We start from the raw sequence: 18,074 nt of genomic DNA, 5'->3' as shown, positions 1-18,074 counted from the left end.
GCGTGACTGAGCAGCAGAGACCAAAAAGGCCCGCCATCCAGAGGACGCGGGCCTTTTTTCAACTCAACCGGCGCTCAGCGCCCGGCGAATCACTTGTTGAGGTTGTAGTCTTTTTCCGCCGCATCAAAACGCTCGACCATACCGGCAGTCGGGGCGCCCATCTTGCTCACGAAGTAGATCGCGAGGCTGGCGAAGATGAAGCCTGGGATGATTTCGTACAGGCCCAGCAGTTCGAAGTGTTTCCACACGATCACGGTGATCGCGCCGACCAGGATACCGGCCAGTGCGCCGTTGCGGGTCATGCCTTTCCAGATCACCGAGATCAGTACCACAGGACCGAATGCAGCGCCGAAACCGGCCCAGGCGTAGCTGACCAGGCCCAGTACACGGTTTTCCGGGTTGGCGGCCATGGCGATTGCGATCAGGGCAACCACCAGCACCATCAGGCGACCGATCCACACCAGCTCAAGCTGGGAGGCGTTCTTGCGCAGGAACGCTTTGTAGAAGTCTTCGGTCAGGGCGCTGGAGCACACCAGTAGTTGGCAGCTCAAGGTACTCATCACCGCCGCGAGGATGGCCGACAGCAGGACACCGGCAACCCATGGGTTGAACAGGATTTTTGCCAGTTCGATGAACACACGCTCAGGGTTTTCGGTGACGGGACCGGCGACCTCAGGGTGCGCCGAGAAGTAAGCGATACCGAAGAAGCCCACCGCAACCGTGCCGGCCAGGCACAGGATCATCCAGGTCATGGAGATGCGACGCGCCTTGGCGATCGACTTGACCGAATCCGCCGCCATGAAGCGCGCGAGGATATGCGGTTGGCCGAAGTAGCCCAGGCCCCAGCCCATCAGCGAGATCACGCCAATGAAGGTGGTGTTTTTCAGCATGTCGAAACTGGTCGGGTCCTTGGCTTCAATCGCCAGGAACGTAGTGTCCACACCGCCGGTGGCCAGCAGCACAATGATCGGCGTCAGGATCAGCGCGAAGATCATCAGCGTGGCTTGCACGGTATCGGTCCAGCTCACGGCCAGGAAACCACCGATAAAGGTGTAGGCAATAGTCGCTGCAGCACCGGCCCACAGCGCGGTCTCGTAGGACATGCCGAAGGTGCTTTCGAACAGACGGGCACCGGCCACGATGCCGGAGGCGCAGTAGATGGTGAAGAACACCAGGATCACCACCGCAGAGATGATCCGCAGCAGGCCGCTTTTATCTTCGAAACGGCTGGAGAAGTAATCCGGCAGCGTCAGGGCGTCACCGTTGTGCTCGGTCTGTACCCGCAGGCGACCGGCCACGAACAGCCAGTTGAGGTAGGCACCCACGATCAGGCCGATGGCGATCCAGCTTTCCGACAGGCCGGACATGTAGATCGCGCCCGGCAAACCCATCAACAACCAGCCGCTCATATCGGAAGCACCGGCGGACAAGGCTGTCACCACGCTACCGAGGCTGCGACCGCCCAGGATGTAATCGGAAAGGTTGTTGGTGGAGCGATAGGCCATCAGGCCGATCAGCACCATTGCTGCGATGTAGATCACGAATGTGATCAGGGTTGGATTACTTACGCTCATATGAGTGACGCCCTGGCTTTGTTTTTATGTAGCGGCGGTCTGTCAGACGGCCACCCACTGGTCAGTGAGTAAACGTACCTGCGTGCCGCGCATTTATGACTGACGTTTCCCCAGGAAAGCCGTCAGCCGATGAACCCCGTTTTACCGATGGTTGCACCTTGGCCGCGAATGCTATTCAACAAAGCAAATAAGGTGCAACCAGTTTCTTGGGAATAAGTTGCACCCTGACGCAAAAATCGTAAAACGGCCTGTTTTTGCTCCTTTTCGGAGCAAAAACAGCCGATCTCAGAAGTAAACGCACCAAGAAAAAGCACATTCCGCTGGCGCCAGAATTATTTCGGATGAAGCGCCTAAAATTTCATGGATAAAAAGGGTTGCACCCGGTTGCACCTCTTCATGCGCAAAGCTAATCTTGCCGCCAGCTGATGCCACTCGGTAGTGGCACCCATGAGGATAAGAAAATGGCGACGACCACCCTTGGGGTCAAACTTGACGACCCGACCCGCGAACGCCTTAAGGCTGCCGCGACCTCCATTGATCGCACGCCGCACTGGCTGATCAAGCAGGCGATTTTCAATTACCTGGAGAAACTGGAGGGTGGTGCAACCCTGTCCGAGCTCAATGGTTTGAGCAGCAAGGATGCCGATGATGCCGGCGAGGTCCAGTCCGACCACGCCCACCAGTGCTTCCTTGAGTTCGCCGAGAGCATCCTGCCGCAGTCCGTACTGCGCGCCTCGATCACCGCCGCTTACCGTCGCCCAGAGCCGGAAGTGGTGCCGATGCTGATCGAACAGGCCCGCTTGCCGGTCGCGATGGCCGAAGCCACCAACAAGCTGGCCGCCTCGATTGCCGAGAAACTGCGCAATCAGAAGAGCGCCGGCGGCCGCGCCGGTATCGTCCAGGGCCTGCTGCAAGAGTTCTCCCTGTCGTCCCAGGAAGGCGTGGCGCTGATGTGCCTGGCCGAAGCGCTGCTGCGCATCCCGGACAAAGGCACCCGTGACGCACTGATCCGCGACAAGATCAGCACCGGCAACTGGCACCCGCACTTGGGCAACAGCCCGTCGCTGTTCGTCAATGCCGCCACTTGGGGCCTGCTGCTGACCGGTAAACTGGTCGCCACCCATAACGAAGCAGGCTTGACCTCGTCCCTGAGCCGCATCATCGGCAAGAGCGGCGAGCCGATGATCCGCAAGGGCGTCGACATGGCCATGCGCTTGATGGGCGAGCAGTTCGTCACCGGCGAAACCATCGCCGAAGCGCTGGCCAATGCGAGCAAATTCGAAGCCAAGGGCTTCCGCTATTCCTACGACATGCTCGGTGAAGCCGCCCTCACCGAACACGACGCCCAGAAGTACCTGGCGTCGTACGAACAAGCCATTCACTCCATCGGCAAAGCCTCTCACGGCCGTGGGATTTATGAAGGCCCGGGCATTTCCATCAAGCTGTCGGCCCTGCACCCGCGTTACAGCCGTGCGCAGTACGAGCGCGTGATGGACGAGCTGTACCCGCGCCTGCTGTCCCTGACCCTGCTGGCCAAGCAATACGACATCGGCCTGAACATCGACGCCGAAGAAGCCGACCGCCTGGAGCTGTCCCTGGACCTGCTCGAACGCCTGTGCTTCGAGCCGCAACTGACCGGCTGGAACGGCATCGGTTTCGTGATCCAGGCCTACCAGAAGCGTTGCCCGTATGTGATCGACTACGTCATCGACCTGGCGCGCCGCAGCCGCCACCGCCTGATGATCCGCCTGGTAAAAGGTGCGTACTGGGACAGCGAAATCAAGCGCGCCCAGGTCGAAGGCCTGGAAGGCTACCCGGTCTATACCCGCAAGGTGTACACCGACGTGTCCTACATTGCCTGCGCACGCAAACTGCTATCGGTGCCGGAAGTCATCTACCCGCAGTTCGCCACGCACAACGCCCACACCCTGTCGGCCATCTACCACATCGCCGGTCAGAACTATTACCCCGGCCAGTACGAGTTCCAGTGCCTGCACGGCATGGGTGAGCCGCTGTACGAACAGGTTGTCGGCAAGGTGTCCGAAGGCAAGCTGAACCGCCCATGCCGCGTGTACGCACCGGTCGGCACCCACGAAACACTGCTGGCCTACCTGGTCCGGCGCCTGCTGGAAAACGGCGCCAACACCTCGTTCGTCAACCGCATCGCCGACCAGTCCATCTCCATCCAGGAGCTGGTGGCCGATCCAGTGGCCAGCATCGAGCAAATGGCCACGCAGGAAGGCGGCTTCGGCTTGCCGCACCCGCGCATCCCCTTGCCACGTGACCTGTACGGCAGCGACCGCGCCAACTCGGCCGGTATCGACCTGGCTAACGAACACCGTCTGGCGTCGCTGTCCTGCGCCTTGCTGGCGACCGCACACAACAACTGGAAAGCCGCGCCGATGCTCGGTTGCGCCGCCAGCGATCAAGCGTCTGCGCCAGTATTGAACCCATCTGACCTGCGTGATGTGGTCGGCCAGGTTCAAGAAGCCACCGTCGAAGACGTCGACAACGCCATCCAATGCGCCATCAACGCTGGCCCGATCTGGCAGGCCACCCCGCCCGCCGAGCGCGCCGCGATCCTGGAACGCGCCGCCGACCTGATGGAAGGCGAGATCCAACCGCTGATGGGCCTGCTGGCTCGCGAAGCCGGCAAGACCTTCGCCAACGCCATCGCCGAAGTGCGTGAAGCCGTGGACTTCCTGCGTTACTACGCCGTACAGGCCCGTAACGATTTCACCAATGACGCCCACCGCCCATTGGGCCCAGTGGTCTGCATCAGCCCGTGGAACTTCCCGCTGGCGATTTTCAGTGGTCAAGTCGCTGCCGCATTGGCCGCCGGCAACCCGGTACTGGCCAAGCCCGCCGAGCAAACCCCGTTGGTCGCCGCACAAGCCGTGCGCATCCTGCTGGAAGCCGGTATTCCGCAAGGCGTGCTGCAACTGCTGCCGGGCCAGGGCGAAAGCGTGGGTGCCCGCCTGGTCGGTGATGATCGCGTCAAAGGCGTGATGTTCACCGGTTCCACCGAGGTGGCGCGCCTGCTGCAACGCAATGTCGCTGGCCGCCTGGATGCCCAGGGCCGTCCGATCCCGCTGATCGCCGAAACCGGTGGCCAGAACGCGATGATCGTCGACTCCTCGGCACTGACCGAACAGGTGGTCATCGACGTGGTGTCCTCGGCCTTCGACAGCGCCGGCCAACGTTGCTCGGCGCTGCGTGTACTGTGCCTGCAGGAAGATTCGGCAGACCGCGTCATCGAAATGCTCAAGGGCGCGATGGCTGAATGCCGCCTCGGCAACCCGGAACGCCTGTCGGTAGACATCGGCCCGGTGATCGACGCCGAAGCCAAGGCCGGCATCGAGAAACACATCCAGGCCATGCGCGACAAAGGCCGCAACGTGTACCAAGTGGCGATTGCCGACGGCGAAGAGATCAAGCGCGGCACCTTCGTGATGCCAACCCTGATCGAGCTGGAAAGCTTCGACGAACTGCAACGGGAGATCTTTGGCCCGGTGCTGCACGTGGTGCGCTACAAGCGCAAAGAGATCGACCAACTCATCGGCCAGATCAATGCGTCCGGCTACGGCCTGACCCTGGGCGTGCACACCCGCATCGACGAGACCATCGCCAAGGTGATCGACAACGTCAATGCCGGTAACGTCTACGTCAACCGCAACATCGTGGGTGCCGTGGTCGGCGTGCAACCGTTCGGCGGCGAAGGCCTGTCGGGTACCGGCCCGAAAGCCGGTGGCCCGCTGTACCTGTACCGCCTGTTGTCGACCCGCCCTACCGATGCGATCGAGCAATCCTTCATCCGTGGCGACAAGCTGGCGGCACCGGATGTACGTCTGCGCGACGCCATGAGCCAACCGCTGACGGCCCTGAAAGCCTGGGCCGAGAGCAATACGTTCAGCGAGCTGAGCGCGCTGTGCAGCCAGTTCGCCGCACAATCGCAAAGCGGGATCACCCGCCAACTGGCCGGCCCGACCGGCGAGCGCAACAGCTACGCCATCCTGCCGCGCGAGCACGTGCTGTGCCTGGCAGAAGTGGAAGGCGACCTGCTGACTCAGTTGGCGGCGGTCTTGGCGGTCGGTGGCTCGGCGGTATGGCCGGAAACTGACCTGACCAAAGCCTTGTTCGCACGCCTGCCGAAGGACATCCAGGCGAAGATCCATCGCGTGGCCGACTGGACCAAGGACGAGGTGGTCTTCGACGCGGTCCTGCACCACGGCGACTCCGACCAACTGCGTGCGGTCTGCAAGCAAGTGGCGCAGCGTGGTGGGGCGATTGTCGGGGTGCATGGTTTGTCTCAGGGCGAAACATCCATTGCCTTGGAGCGCCTGGTGATTGAGCGTGCGTTGAGCGTGAACACCGCTGCAGCAGGCGGCAACGCCAGCCTGATGACCATCGGCTAACTGACGAAACGCGGTAAAAATGTGGGAGGGGGCTTGCCCCCGATAGCGGAGTTTCAGTCAGCACATCGGATACTGACACACGGCTATCGGGGGCAAGCCCCCTCCCACATTTGATCGCATTTCAACGCCCCTCCTGACGTTCTGCCTCTTCATCACCCAGATCAATCTTGCTATCCACCCTCCATTCGCGCACTTAGACTCAGGCCAATTCCTCCAAAGGTAAGCCGCCATGTCCGAGACGCTGCTCAGTTCCCGCAATCTGGCTTTCGAGCTGTACGAAGTCCTCGATGCCGAGGGCCTGACCCAGCGCGAGCGGTTTGCCGAGCACAACCGCGAAACCTTCGATGCGGCCATCAGTACCGCACGCGCCATCGCCGAAAAATATTTCGCGCCGCATAACCGCAAAAACGACGAAAACGAACCGCGCTACGAAGACGGCAACGCCATCCTGATTCCGGAAGTCAAACCGGCGGTGGATGCGTTCCTGGAAGCCGGTTTCCTCAATGCTGCCCGCAGTTTCGAAGCCGGTGGCATGCAGTTGCCGACCCTGCTGTCCCAGGCCTGCTTTGCGCACTTCCAATCGGCGAATGCCGCGTCCACGTCCTACCCGTTCCTGACTATGGGCGCGGCTAACCTGATCGAAAGCTTCGGTACCGAGGAGCAGAAACAGCGTTTCCTGCAACCGATGATCGACGGGCGCTTCTTCGGCACTATGGCCCTGACCGAACCCCACGCGGGTTCATCGCTGTCGGATATTCGTACCCGCGCAGAGCCTGCGGCTGACGGCAGCTATCGGCTCAAGGGCAACAAGATCTTTATCTCTGGCGGCGACCACCCGCTGTCGGAAAACATCGTGCACATGGTGCTGGCCAAACTGCCGGATGCGCCGGCCGGGGTGAAGGGCATCTCGCTGTTTATCGTGCCCAAATTCCTGGTCAACGATGACGGTAGCCTGGGTGCACGCAACGATGTGCTGCTGGCCGGGCTGTTTCACAAGATGGGCTGGCGCGGCACCACGTCGACCGCGCTCAACTTCGGCGATAACGGGAACTGCGTCGGCTATCTGGTGGGCAAACCACACCAGGGCTTGAGCTGCATGTTCCAGATGATGAACGAGGCGCGAATCGGTGTCGGCATGGGCGCCGTCATGCTGGGTTACGCCGGCTACCTGTATTCCCTGGAATACGCCCGCGAACGCCCGCAAGGCCGGCTGCCCGACAGCAAAGACCCAACCACCGCGCCGGTCTCGATCATCCAGCATGCGGATATCAAGCGCATGCTGCTGACCCAGAAAGCCTATGTAGAAGGCGCCTTCGACCTGGGCCTGTACGCCGCGCGCCTGTTCGATGACACCACCACGCTGGCAACCGAGACCGAGCGCAAGCAGGCCCACGAACTGCTGGACCTGCTGACGCCCATCGTCAAATCCTGGCCGTCTGAGTTCTGCCTCAAGGCCAACGAACTGGCGATCCAGATCCTCGGCGGCCACGGCTACACCCGCGAATACCCGGTGGAGCAGTACTACCGCGACAACCGCTTGAACCCGATCCACGAAGGCACCCACGGCATCCAGTCCCTGGATTTGCTGGGGCGCAAGCTGGCGCAGAACGGCGGCTCAGGCCTCAAGCAACTGATTCGACTGATCGCCGACACGGGCGCGCGCGCGCAGCAATACCCGTCACTGGCAGCGCTGAGTGCCCCCCTGGAACAACTGGTAGCACGGCTGCAACAGGTCACCCTGGGCCTGTTGACGGATCTCGCCCAAGGCAAGGTCAACAGCAGCCTGGCGAACTCGGCGCTGTACCTGAAGGTGTTCGGGCATACGGTGATTGGCTGGCGCTGGCTGGAACAGGCGATTCGCGCCGAAGAAGGGCTGGCCTTGGGCAATGCGGCGGATGTTGCCTTCTATAAGGGCAAACTCCAGGCCGCCCGTTACTTCCTGACATGGGAAGTACCGGGCTGCCATCATGAACTGGCGATTCTGGAGGCACGTGATGACACGTGCCTGGGGATGCAGGATGCGTGGTTCTAAGGCTGGATGGCCTTGGAAATCACCTCGACCGTGGCGCTGACTTGCTCTTGGTAACGGTCAAGTTCCTGTTGGTGAGCCTGCTGCAATTCGATCTGCTCGGCGCACAGATTCAGCGCCGCCAGCACCAGCAACTTGTCACCGATCAAGGTCGGGTACTTTTGCTTGGTGGTGGCCAGGGAAGCCTTGAGCATCGTCACGGCGTGCATCAGGGTGTTGTCTCCCCCCGCAGGCGCCTTGATCGAGTAATCCTCTCCGAGAATTGAAACGACCTTTATCCCTTCATTCATGCGCTGACAGGACCTGCGCTCACACGCTCAACCAATGCCTGAATGCGGGCAGCGGTGGCACCGTGCTTTTCTTCCTGTTCCATCAGGCTCAGTTGCAGGCTGTCGTTCTCATCCTTGGCGACAGCGAGCTCAGCCTTGAGGGATTCGTTGCTGCCCAACAGGTCCTGATTCTGCTGTACCAGGTCGCTGACCATTTGTTCCAGTTGACTGAGGGATGCTTCTAACATTTTGATTTCTCGGGCATTTTTGAAGGGCGGTGACGATAAAGAAAATTCACCTCGGATGCCAGGGTTATCCCCGGCGCGCAGCCCGATTTTTAAGGGCCGGGCCACACTTTGAAGCCTTAGTGACTGCATTTGCCCCATCTGGTTCCTGAATCGGACAAACCCCTCGTCAGATGCGACAAAAACGCACACGCCCCTTTAGACTTTAGTCGTACGACCGATAGCGATGCACACCCCGTCTCACCCCCGCACGGATCGCGCTTCTCCCCAGGATTTCCGCATGTCGCTTCGTAACATGAATATCGCTCCGAGGGCTTTCCTCGGCTTTGCGTTGATTGGCGCCGTTATGTTGTTTCTGGGTGTGTTCGCCCTCAACCAAATGAGCAAAATCCGTGGTGCCACCGAAGACATCACCCTGTCCAGCGTGCCGAGCATTCGCGCCCTTGATGAGTTCACCCAACTGACCCTGCGTCTGCGCGTGCTGTCCTACCGCTTGCTGACCAATCGTGAACCAGACGTGCAGCAAAAAACCCTGGAAGCGTTTGAACTGCGCAACCAACAGATCCGCACCGCCCAGGGCGTCTACGAAAAGCTGATCGAAAGCAGCGAAGAGCGTTCCACCTACAACGAATACGTGCGCCTGCTCGGCCAGTACCACCAGATTGAAGAACGCATGAAGAGCTTGTCGCGTGCCAATCAGGTGGATGAATTGCGCACCCTGCTCAATACCGAACTGTTGAGCAATTCCGAGCTGGTCAACGCGGTACTCACCCGTTTGCTCGATATCAATAACAAGATGGCCCTGGCCACCAACCAGGAGGCTGAAGACCAATACAACGCGGCGTTCAACCTGGTCGTCGGCCTGCTGGTGGCCGCAACGCTGCTGACTGTGTTGTTCGCCTGGTTGCTGACACGCAGTATCACCCTGCCGATTTCCCAGGCATTGGAAGCGGCGGAAGAAGTCGCCGAAGGCAACCTCACGCGGCCGATCAAGGTCGAGGGCAATGACGAAGCCGGTCGCCTGCTGGCCGCCATGGCCAAGATGCAGGACAACCTGCGCGACACCCTGCAACGCATCGCCGGCTCCGCCACCCAACTGGCCTCGGCCGCCGAAGAGCTCAACGCCGTCACCGATGAAAGCGCCCGTGGCCTGACCCAGCAAAACAACGAAATCGAACAAGCCGCCACCGCAGTCAACGAGATGACCAGCGCCGTCGAGGAAGTCGCGCGCAATGCGGTGAGCACGTCCGAAGCCTCGCGCAATGCCACCACGTCTGCTGGCGACGGCCGTGATTTGGTGCAAGAAACCGTCAGCGCCATCGAACGCATGAGCGGCGACGTGCAAGCCACCGCCACCCTGATTGGCGAACTGGCCAATGAGTCGCGCGATATCGGCAAAGTGCTGGATGTGATTCGCGGCCTGGCCGACCAGACCAACCTGCTGGCGCTGAACGCTGCAATCGAGGCCGCGCGCGCCGGTGAAGCCGGTCGTGGGTTTGCGGTGGTGGCGGATGAAGTGCGCGCCCTGGCCCATCGCACCCAGCAGTCCACCAGCGAGATCGAACGGATGATCGGCAGCATCCAGGCCGGCACCGAGCACGCGGTGGATTCGATGCGCAACAGCACCGAGCGTGCGGAGTCCACGTTGAACATCGCCAAAGGTGCAGGGATGTCGCTGGACACGATCAACACGGCGATTGTCGAAATCAACGAACGCAACCTGGTGATCGCCAGCGCGGCAGAAGAGCAGGCCCAGGTGGCGCGGGAAGTGGATCGCAACCTGGTGAATATTCGTGATTTGTCGGTGCAATCGGCGACCGGTGCCAGCCAGACCAGTGCGGCGAGCAATGAACTGTCGCGCCTGGCGGTGGATTTGAATGGGATGGTTGGCCGCTTCCGCCTCTAACTGCCTGCACGGGCTTGAAATGTGGGAGGGAGCTTGCCCCCGATAGCGGTGGGTCAGTTACCGATAAGCTGACTGACATACCGCCATCGGGGCATAGGTATCTACACAACTCTTAAAGGCTGACACATAACTCTGTGGTGAGCGGGCTTGCCCCGCTCACCACAGAAGCCTGATTGCCATAGATTCCGTATTCACTGGAAGTTGTGTAGATACCCATGGCCATCGGGGGCAAGCCCCCTCCCACATTCAGATCTGCGCCCGGCGTTAAAAGCTTTTTGACAGCACTGCAATTCAACAGGTTAGAATCCCTGGCACGCAGACTGCATGGTCAGTTTGCGCCCCGTCTTGTTTGCTTATGGAGTACTGCCTTTGAATGCGACGACCATCAACAGCCTGTTCTTGATCGGCGCGTTGCTGGTGAGTGCGAGCATTCTGGTGAGTTCTCTTTCCTCACGCCTGGGCATTCCGATCCTGGTGATCATCCTGGCCGTGGGCATGGTCGCGGGCGTCGATGGCGGCGGCATCATCTTCGACAACTACCCCACCGCCTACCTGGTGGGCAACCTCGCGCTGGCCGTGATCCTGCTCGACGGCGGCTTGCGTACACGGGTGGCGAGTTTCCGCGTGGCACTCTGGCCGGCGTTGTCGCTGGCCACGGTGGGGGTGTTGATTACCACAGGCCTCACCGGCATGGCAGCCGCCTGGCTGTTTGACCTCAATATCATTCAAGGCCTGTTGATCGGCGCGATTGTCGGCTCCACCGACGCCGCAGCGGTGTTCTCCCTGCTCGGCGGCAAGGGCCTGAACGAACGGGTTACCGCGACCCTGGAAATCGAATCCGGCAGCAACGACCCGATGGCGGTGTTCCTCACCGTGACCCTGATCGACATGATTGCCAGTGGCCAGACCGGCCTGCACTGGAGCCTGCTGACCCATCTGGTGCGCGAATTCGGTATCGGCGGCATTGTCGGCCTGGGCGGCGGCTGGTTGATGCTGCAGATGGTCAACCGCATCAACCTGGCGACCGGCCTGTACCCGATCCTGGTGATCGCCGGCGGCCTGTTCGTGTTTGCCCTGACCAACGCCTTCCACGGCAGCGGCTTCCTCGCGGTGTACTTGTGCGGCCTGGTGATCGGCAACCGCCCGGTGCGCAGCCGTCATGGCATCTTGCATATGCTCGACGGCATGGCCTGGCTTGCACAGATCGGCATGTTCCTGGTGCTGGGCCTGCTGGTCACGCCACACGACTTACTGCCGATTGCCTTGCCGGCCCTGGGCCTGGCGCTGTGGATGATCCTGTTTGCGCGGCCGTTGTCGGTGATGGTCGGCCTGCTGCCATTCAAAGCGTTCCACGGTCGCGAAAAAGCCTTTATTGCCTGGGTTGGCCTGCGCGGCGCGGTACCGATCATTCTCGCGGTGTTCCCGTTGATGGCCGGCCTGCCCCATGCGCAGCTGTACTTCAACCTGGCGTTCTTTATCGTGCTGGTGTCGCTGCTGGTGCAGGGCACGAGCCTGCCGTGGGTGGCCAAACTACTGAAAGTGACCGTGCCGCCCGACCCCGCGCCAATCTCCCGCGCCGCCCTGGAAGTGCACGTCACCAGCGAGTGGGAACTGTTTGTCTACCGCCTGGGCGCGGAAAAATGGTGTATTGGTGCCGCCCTGCGCGAGCTGAAAATGCCCGAAGGCACGCGGATTGCGGCACTGTTCCGTGGCCAGCAACTGCTCCATCCGTCGGGTAGTACGGTGCTGGAAGTCGATGACCTGCTCTGTGTGATCGGCCATGAACACAACCTGCCAGCCCTGGGCAAACTGTTCAGCCAAGCGCCGCAGCGCGGCCTCGACCTGCGCTTTTTCGGCGACTTCGTGCTCGAAGGCGACGCCCAGCTGGGCGCGGTTTCGGCGCTGTACGGCCTGAAACTGGAGGGCATCGACCCGGACATGCCGCTGAGCAGCTTCATCACCCAGAAAGTCGGCGGCGCGCCCATCGTCGGCGACCAGGTGGAGTGGAACAACACCATCTGGACCGTCGCGGTCATGGACGGGAACAAGATCGGCAAAGTGGGCGTCAGATTCCCCGAAGGAAGTCGCCCGGGCCCCGGACTCTTCCTCTAAACTGCGGAGCGATAGCACGCTCCCGATTCTTCACCTTGCTCGATCGGTCTCTATGCCAACCCTGCGCACGTTTCTCGCCACTGCCCTGCTGGGCCTGACCCTTTGTGTCGGCAGCGTCTACGCCGCCGACCCGCCCAGCGCCGACGCCATCCAGCAAACCCTGGACAAGCTGCCCGACCGCAAGCTGCCCGACGCCGACATGAAGGCGCTGCAAACCATCCTGCAGCAGACGCTCACCTACCTGGGCAACAAACAGGATTACGAGCAGCGGCTGATCGACCTCAAGCGCCAGCTGGAAGACGCCCCGCGCCAGACCAGCGAAAACCAGCGCGAGCTGACCCGGCTCAAAGCCACCAAAATCATCCCGGTGGCCCAGCGCTATGCCACGCTGCCGGTACCGCAGCTTGAGCAATTGCTGGTGCAGCGCACCACCCAGCAAGGCGACCTGCAAAAGGACCTGGCCGAAGCCAACAGCCTGACCATCGCCGCCCAGACCCGCCCCGAGCGTGCGCAGACCGAAATCAGCAGCAGCCAGACGCGCATCCTGCAGATCAATTCGACGCTCAAGGCCGGCAAAGACAACGGTAAAACCCTCAGCAGCGACCAGCGCAACCAACTGAACGCCGAACTCGCCTCGCTCAACGCGCTGATACCGCTGCGTCGCCAGGAACTGGCCGGCAACAGCCAATTGCAAGACCTGGGCAACAGCCAGCACGACCTGGTGGTGGAAAAAATCGCGCGCCTGGAGCAAGAGATCCAGGACCTGCAAACCCTGATCAACCAGAAGCGCCTGGCCCAGTCCCAGCAGACCGTGACCCAGCAGTCCATCGAAGCGCAAAAAGCCGGTGGCAGCAGCCTGCTCGCCACGGAAAGCGCAGCCAACCTGAAGCTCTCCGACTACCTGCTCAAAAGCACCGACCGCCTGAACGACCTGACCCAGAAGAACCTGCAGACCAAGCAGCAACTGGACACCGTGACCCAGAGCGACTCGGCGCTGGACGAGCAGATCAACGTGCTCAAGGGCAGCCTGCTGCTGTCGAAGATCCTCTACAAGCAAAAACAAGCGCTGCCACGCCTGACCGTGGATCGCGACCTGGCCGACGACATTGCCAACATTCGCCTGTACCAGTTCGAGGTCAACCAGCAACGTGAGCTGATCAGTTCCCCCAGCACCTATGTCGACAACTTGCTGGCCAACCAGCCGCCGGACGACGTCACGCCGCAACTGCGCCGTACCCTGCTGGAACTGGCGGTCACCCGCAGCGATCTGCTGGAACGCCTGAGCCGCGAATTGAGCGCACTGCTCAACGAATCCATCACCCTGCAACTCAACCAGAAACAACTGCTCAGCACCGCCACCACGCTACGCGCCACGCTCGATGAGCAGATGTTCTGGATCCCGAGCAACAAGCCGCTGGACACCGAGTGGCTGGAAACCGTGCCGGCGCACCTGAGCAAGCAAGTCACCACCCTGCCCTGGGCCTCCAGCGTCAGCGAGCTGTATGACGGCCTGACCCAACGCCCGTTGCTGTTCCTGCCGCTGTTGCTATTGATCGGTTTCCTGCTGTGGCGACGCACCGCGTTGTACGCACGCCTCAAAAGGGTCCACCTGGACATCGGCCACTTCAAGCGCGACAGCCAGTGGCACACGCCGCAGGCGATCCTGGTGAACATCCTGCTGGCGATGCCGGTGGCCCTGGGCCTGGCGCTGTGCGGTTATGCACTGCAAATCGACGCCCGTGGGCAAAACGCCAACCTGGGCGCAGCGCTGCTGCAGATCGCCCAAGCGTGGCTGGTGTTCTACACCGCCTACCGCATCCTGGCGCCAGGCGGCGTGGCCGAACTGCACTTTCGCTGGGAAAAACCCCAAGTCGAATTCCTGCAAGGCTGGGTGCGTAAACTCGGCCTGGTGGTACTGGCACTGGTCGCCGTGGTGGCCATCGCCGAGCACCAACCGGCAGCACTGGCCGACGACGTACTGGGTATTGGCGTGGTGCTGTTGTGCTACGCGCTGATGGCGTGGCTGCTCGGGCGCCTGCTGCTGCACAGCCCGACCCACGAAAAAGCCTCGCTGTTTCGCAAAGCCGTGGGCCTGCTGTTTACCGCCCTGCCCATCGCCCTGTTCATTGCCGTGTGCTTTGGCTACTACTACACCGCCCTCAAGCTCAGCGACCGGTTGATCAACACCCTGTACCTGCTGATGTTCTGGCTGGTGATCGAAGCCACCTTCGTGCGCGGCCTGGGCGTTGCCGCCCGCCGCCTGGCCTACGCCCGCGCCCTGGCCAAACGCCAGGCCGCCAAAGAGGCGGGGGATGGCGAAGCGGTGATCGAAGAGCCGACCCTGGACATCGAACAGGTCAACGAACAGTCCATGCGCCTGATTCGCCTGGCCCTGCTCGGTGGCTTTATCGCCGCGCTGTACTGGGTGTGGTCGGACCTGATCTCGGTATTTTCCTACCTGGATAACGTGACCCTGTACGAATACACCAGCGGCACCGGTGCGAATATCAGCATGGTGCCCATCAGCATCGGCGACTTGCTCGGCGCGCTGATCATCATCGGCATCACCTTCGCCCTGGCGCGCAACCTGCCCGGTCTGCTGGAGGTGTTGGTGCTGTCCAAGCTGGATCTGGCCCAGGGCAGCGCCTACGCCACCACCACCTTGCTGTCCTATGTGATTGCCGGCGTGGGCTTCGTGTCCACCCTGTCCACCCTCGGCGTGAGCTGGGACAAACTGCAATGGTTGGTAGCCGCGCTGTCGGTGGGCTTGGGCTTCGGCATGCAGGAGATCTTCGCCAACTTCATCTCCGGCATCATGATCCTGTTCGAACGCCCAGTGCGGATCGGCGACACCATCACCATCGGCAACCTGTCCGGCACGGTGAGCAAGATCCGCATCCGCGCCACCACCATCACCGACTTCGACCGCAAGGACATCATCGTCCCGAACAAAACATTTATTACCGGGCAATTGATCAACTGGTCGCTGACCGACACCATCACTCGCGTCACCCTGAAGCTGGGTGTGGACTACGGCTCCGACCTGGACCTGGTGAAGGAATTGCTCCTCAAGGCCGCCAGGGAAAACCCACGGGTGCTGAAGGAACCGGAACCTCACGTGTACTTCCTCAACTTCGGCGAAAGCACCCTCGACCACGAGCTGCGCATGCACGTGCGCGACCTCGGTGACCGCAACCCGGTGATCGACGAGGTGAACCGCTTTATCAACCGCGAGTTCAAGAACCACCACATCAACATCTCGTTCCGCCAGATGGAGGTCTACCTCAAAAACCTCCACGGCCAGGAATACAAACTGGTGCCGGTGGACGACGAGAAACGCACCATCGTCGGCCCGGTCGAGACCCAGGATGCGCCGCAGCCGCCACCCGGCAAAGTCGAGGACGCACCCGAGCCGCCACCGAGCAAACTCGACTAAACGCCCTATCCCCAGCAGAATGCTCGGACATTCTGCTGGAGATGGCCGGTGAAAGCCCTCGACGAACTGACCTTCGACAACCGCTTCGCACGCCTGGGCGACGCGTTCTCAACCCATGTTCTGCCCGAGCCCCTCGACGAGCCGCGCCTTGTGGTGGCGAGCAACGCCGCCATGGCCCTGCTCGACCTCGACCCGGCTGAGGCCCAGACACCGGTGTTCGCCGAGCTGTTCAGTGGCCATAAGTTGTGGGCCGAGGCGCAGCCACGGGCGATGGTCTATTCCGGGCATCAATTTGGCGGCTATTCCCCGCAACTGGGTGACGGCCGGGGGCTGTTGCTGGGCGAGGTGTATAACCAGGCCGGCGAGCACTGGGATCTGCACCTCAAGGGCGCCGGGATGACGCCTTACTCGCGGATGGGCGATGGACGTGCGGTGCTGCGCTCTTCGATTCGCGAATTCCTCGCCAGCGAAGCGCTGCATGCGCTGGGCATCCCCAGCAGTCGTGCGCTGTGCGTGATTGGCTCCAGCACCCCAGTGTGGCGTGAGAAGCAGGAGCGTGGCGCTATGGTGCTGCGCCTGGCGCCCAGCCATATCCGCTTCGGGCATTTCGAGTATTTCTACTACACCAAAAAGCCCGAGCAGCAGGCCGAGCTGGCCGAACACGTGCTGAGCCTGCACTACCCCGAATGCCGCGAACAGCCCGAACCGTACCTCGCGATGTTCCGTGAAATCGTCGAGCGCAACGCCGAGATGATCGCCAAATGGCAGGCCTATGGCTTCTGTCATGGGGTGATGAACACCGACAACATGTCGATCCTGGGCATCACCTTCGACTTCGGGCCGTTTGCGTTTCTGGATGACTTTGACGCCCACTTCATCTGCAACCATTCCGATCACGAAGGGCGCTACTCGTTTAGCAACCAAGTGCCGATTGGCCAGTGGAACCTCAGCGCACTGGCCCAGGCATTGACGCCGTTCATCAGCGTCGATGCCTTGAAAGAGGCGCTGGGCCTGTACTTGCCGCTGTACCAGGCGAATTACCTGGACCTGATGCGCCGCCGCTTAGGGCTAACCACTGCCGAAGAAGATGACCAGACGTTGGTGGAGCGGTTGCTGAAGCTGATGCAGAACAGCGGGGTGGATTACACGCTGTTCTTCCGGCGCCTGGGGGATGAGTCAGCGACGCTGGCGGTGACGCGGTTGCGCGATGACTTTGTCGACATGGCCGGCTTCGATGCCTGGGCCGAGCAGTACAAGGCACGTGTCGCACGGGACGGCGACTACAGCGAGGAGCAGCGCCGCGAGCGGATGCATGCGGTGAATCCGCTGTACCTCCTGCGCAACTACCTCGCTCAGAACGCGATCACCGCCGCCGAATCAGGCGACTACAGCGAAGTGCGGCGATTGCATGAGGTGCTTTCCAGGCCGTTCGAGGAGCAAGCGGGGATGGAGCAATACGCGCAGCGGCCGCCGGATTGGGGCAAGCATTTGGAGATCAGTTGTTCGTCGTGAACCCGAGAGCAATGAGCACCCTCTTCACAATCATATGTTTCGCTTGATAACTATCATTGCTGGCTCCAAATAGAGCCTATTGGCCATTTCAAGGAGCCCACCATGTCCGAACCGCTCGTCGTCCCCTGCCCCCATTGCAACGGCCTCAACCGCATCCCCGGCGAACGCCTGGGAGATGCGCCCAACTGCGGGCGTTGCAAACAGCCTGTGTTATTGAACAAGCCTTTTGAGCTCAAACAAGGCGACTACGCCAGCCAGATCAAGGGCGATTTGCCGTTATTGGTCGACGTGTGGGCCGATTGGTGTGGGCCGTGCAAGTCGTTTGCGCCAGTGTTTGAACAGGCGGCCGGGCAGTTGGAAGGCAAGTGCAGGCTGGCCAAGCTGGACAGCGAGGCCAATCAGCAGCTGTCGGCGCAGTTGGGGATTCGTTCGATCCCCAGTCTGATCCTGTTCAAGAACGGCCGCGAAGTGGCGCGTCAGAGCGGGGCGTTTGCGTTGCCGCAGTTGATGAGCTGGTTGCGTAGCCAGGGGGTGTAACCGAACCTTGAGGACAACGCTGGACAGTGTGGGAGGGGG

The 18,074-nt window shown here is 61.4% G+C and carries 10 protein-coding genes; 7 read left to right on the top strand and 3 right to left on the bottom strand.

The window, feature by feature from the left end; genetic code table 11:
- Positions 1–89: 89 nt before the first annotated feature.
- Positions 90–1,574 carry a sodium/proline symporter PutP gene (putP, locus tag PspS35_RS02255; RefSeq protein WP_159932596.1) on the bottom strand — a complete coding sequence of 495 codons (1,485 nt, stop codon included), beginning with the start codon at positions 1,572–1,574 and terminating at the stop codon, positions 90–92.
- Between the two features lie 461 nt (positions 1,575–2,035).
- Here putP and putA point away from each other — a divergent pair, with 461 nt between their 5' ends.
- Positions 2,036–5,989: a trifunctional transcriptional regulator/proline dehydrogenase/L-glutamate gamma-semialdehyde dehydrogenase gene (gene putA / locus PspS35_RS02250; RefSeq protein ID WP_159932595.1), complete on the top strand. Its 3,954-nt coding sequence runs from the start codon at positions 2,036–2,038 to the stop codon at positions 5,987–5,989.
- A gap of 229 nt (positions 5,990–6,218) precedes the next feature.
- Entirely contained in the window at positions 6,219–8,021 is a 1,803-nt protein-coding gene (locus PspS35_RS02245; protein ID WP_159932594.1) for an acyl-CoA dehydrogenase, read from the top strand.
- Here the strand turns inward: PspS35_RS02245 and PspS35_RS02240 are convergent.
- Together PspS35_RS02240 and PspS35_RS02235 are read right to left on the bottom strand one after the other, a co-directional pair.
- Positions 8,018–8,308, bottom strand: a complete 291-nt coding sequence (locus PspS35_RS02240) for a cell division protein ZapA (protein ID WP_159932593.1) — start codon at positions 8,306–8,308, stop codon at positions 8,018–8,020. The genes PspS35_RS02245 and PspS35_RS02240 overlap by 4 nt on opposite strands.
- The gene (locus PspS35_RS02235; protein ID WP_159932592.1) at positions 8,305–8,535 is read right to left on the bottom strand and encodes a hypothetical protein; all 231 of its coding nucleotides are present in this window, start codon (positions 8,533–8,535) and stop codon (positions 8,305–8,307) included. The genes PspS35_RS02240 and PspS35_RS02235 overlap by 4 nt, the downstream gene beginning before the upstream one ends.
- Before the next feature lie 277 nt (positions 8,536–8,812).
- On the opposite strand from PspS35_RS02235, the gene PspS35_RS02230 reads away from it, so the two are divergent.
- The 5 genes from PspS35_RS02230 to trxC all read left to right on the top strand — a co-directional run bounded on the left by PspS35_RS02230 (position 8,813) and on the right by trxC (position 18,035).
- Positions 8,813–10,438: a methyl-accepting chemotaxis protein gene (locus PspS35_RS02230; RefSeq protein WP_159932591.1), complete on the top strand. Its 1,626-nt coding sequence runs from the start codon at positions 8,813–8,815 to the stop codon at positions 10,436–10,438.
- A 369-nt stretch (positions 10,439–10,807) separates the two neighbouring features.
- Positions 10,808–12,550, top strand: coding sequence for a potassium/proton antiporter (locus PspS35_RS02225; protein WP_159932590.1), 1,743 nt, complete (start codon positions 10,808–10,810; stop codon positions 12,548–12,550).
- A gap of 52 nt (positions 12,551–12,602) precedes the next feature.
- Positions 12,603–15,986 carry a mechanosensitive channel MscK gene (gene mscK / locus PspS35_RS02220; RefSeq protein ID WP_159932589.1) on the top strand — a complete coding sequence of 1,128 codons (3,384 nt, stop codon included), beginning with the start codon at positions 12,603–12,605 and terminating at the stop codon, positions 15,984–15,986.
- 48 nt (positions 15,987–16,034) lie between these two features.
- Complete coding sequence (locus PspS35_RS02215; RefSeq protein WP_159932588.1) at positions 16,035–17,498, top strand: YdiU family protein; 1,464 nt, start codon at positions 16,035–16,037, stop codon at positions 17,496–17,498.
- A gap of 102 nt (positions 17,499–17,600) precedes the next feature.
- On the top strand, positions 17,601–18,035 hold the full coding sequence (trxC, locus tag PspS35_RS02210) for a thioredoxin TrxC (RefSeq protein ID WP_159932587.1): 435 nt from the start codon (positions 17,601–17,603) through the stop codon (positions 18,033–18,035).
- The last annotated feature ends 39 nt before the right edge of the window (positions 18,036–18,074 follow it).

Origin of the sequence: Pseudomonas sp. S35 (genome assembly GCF_009866765.1) — a bacterium.
Lineage (GTDB): Bacteria > Pseudomonadota > Gammaproteobacteria > Pseudomonadales > Pseudomonadaceae > Aquipseudomonas.
Note: the sequence above shows the minus strand (reverse complement) of the source record. Positions and strands in the feature narration are given on the sequence as shown.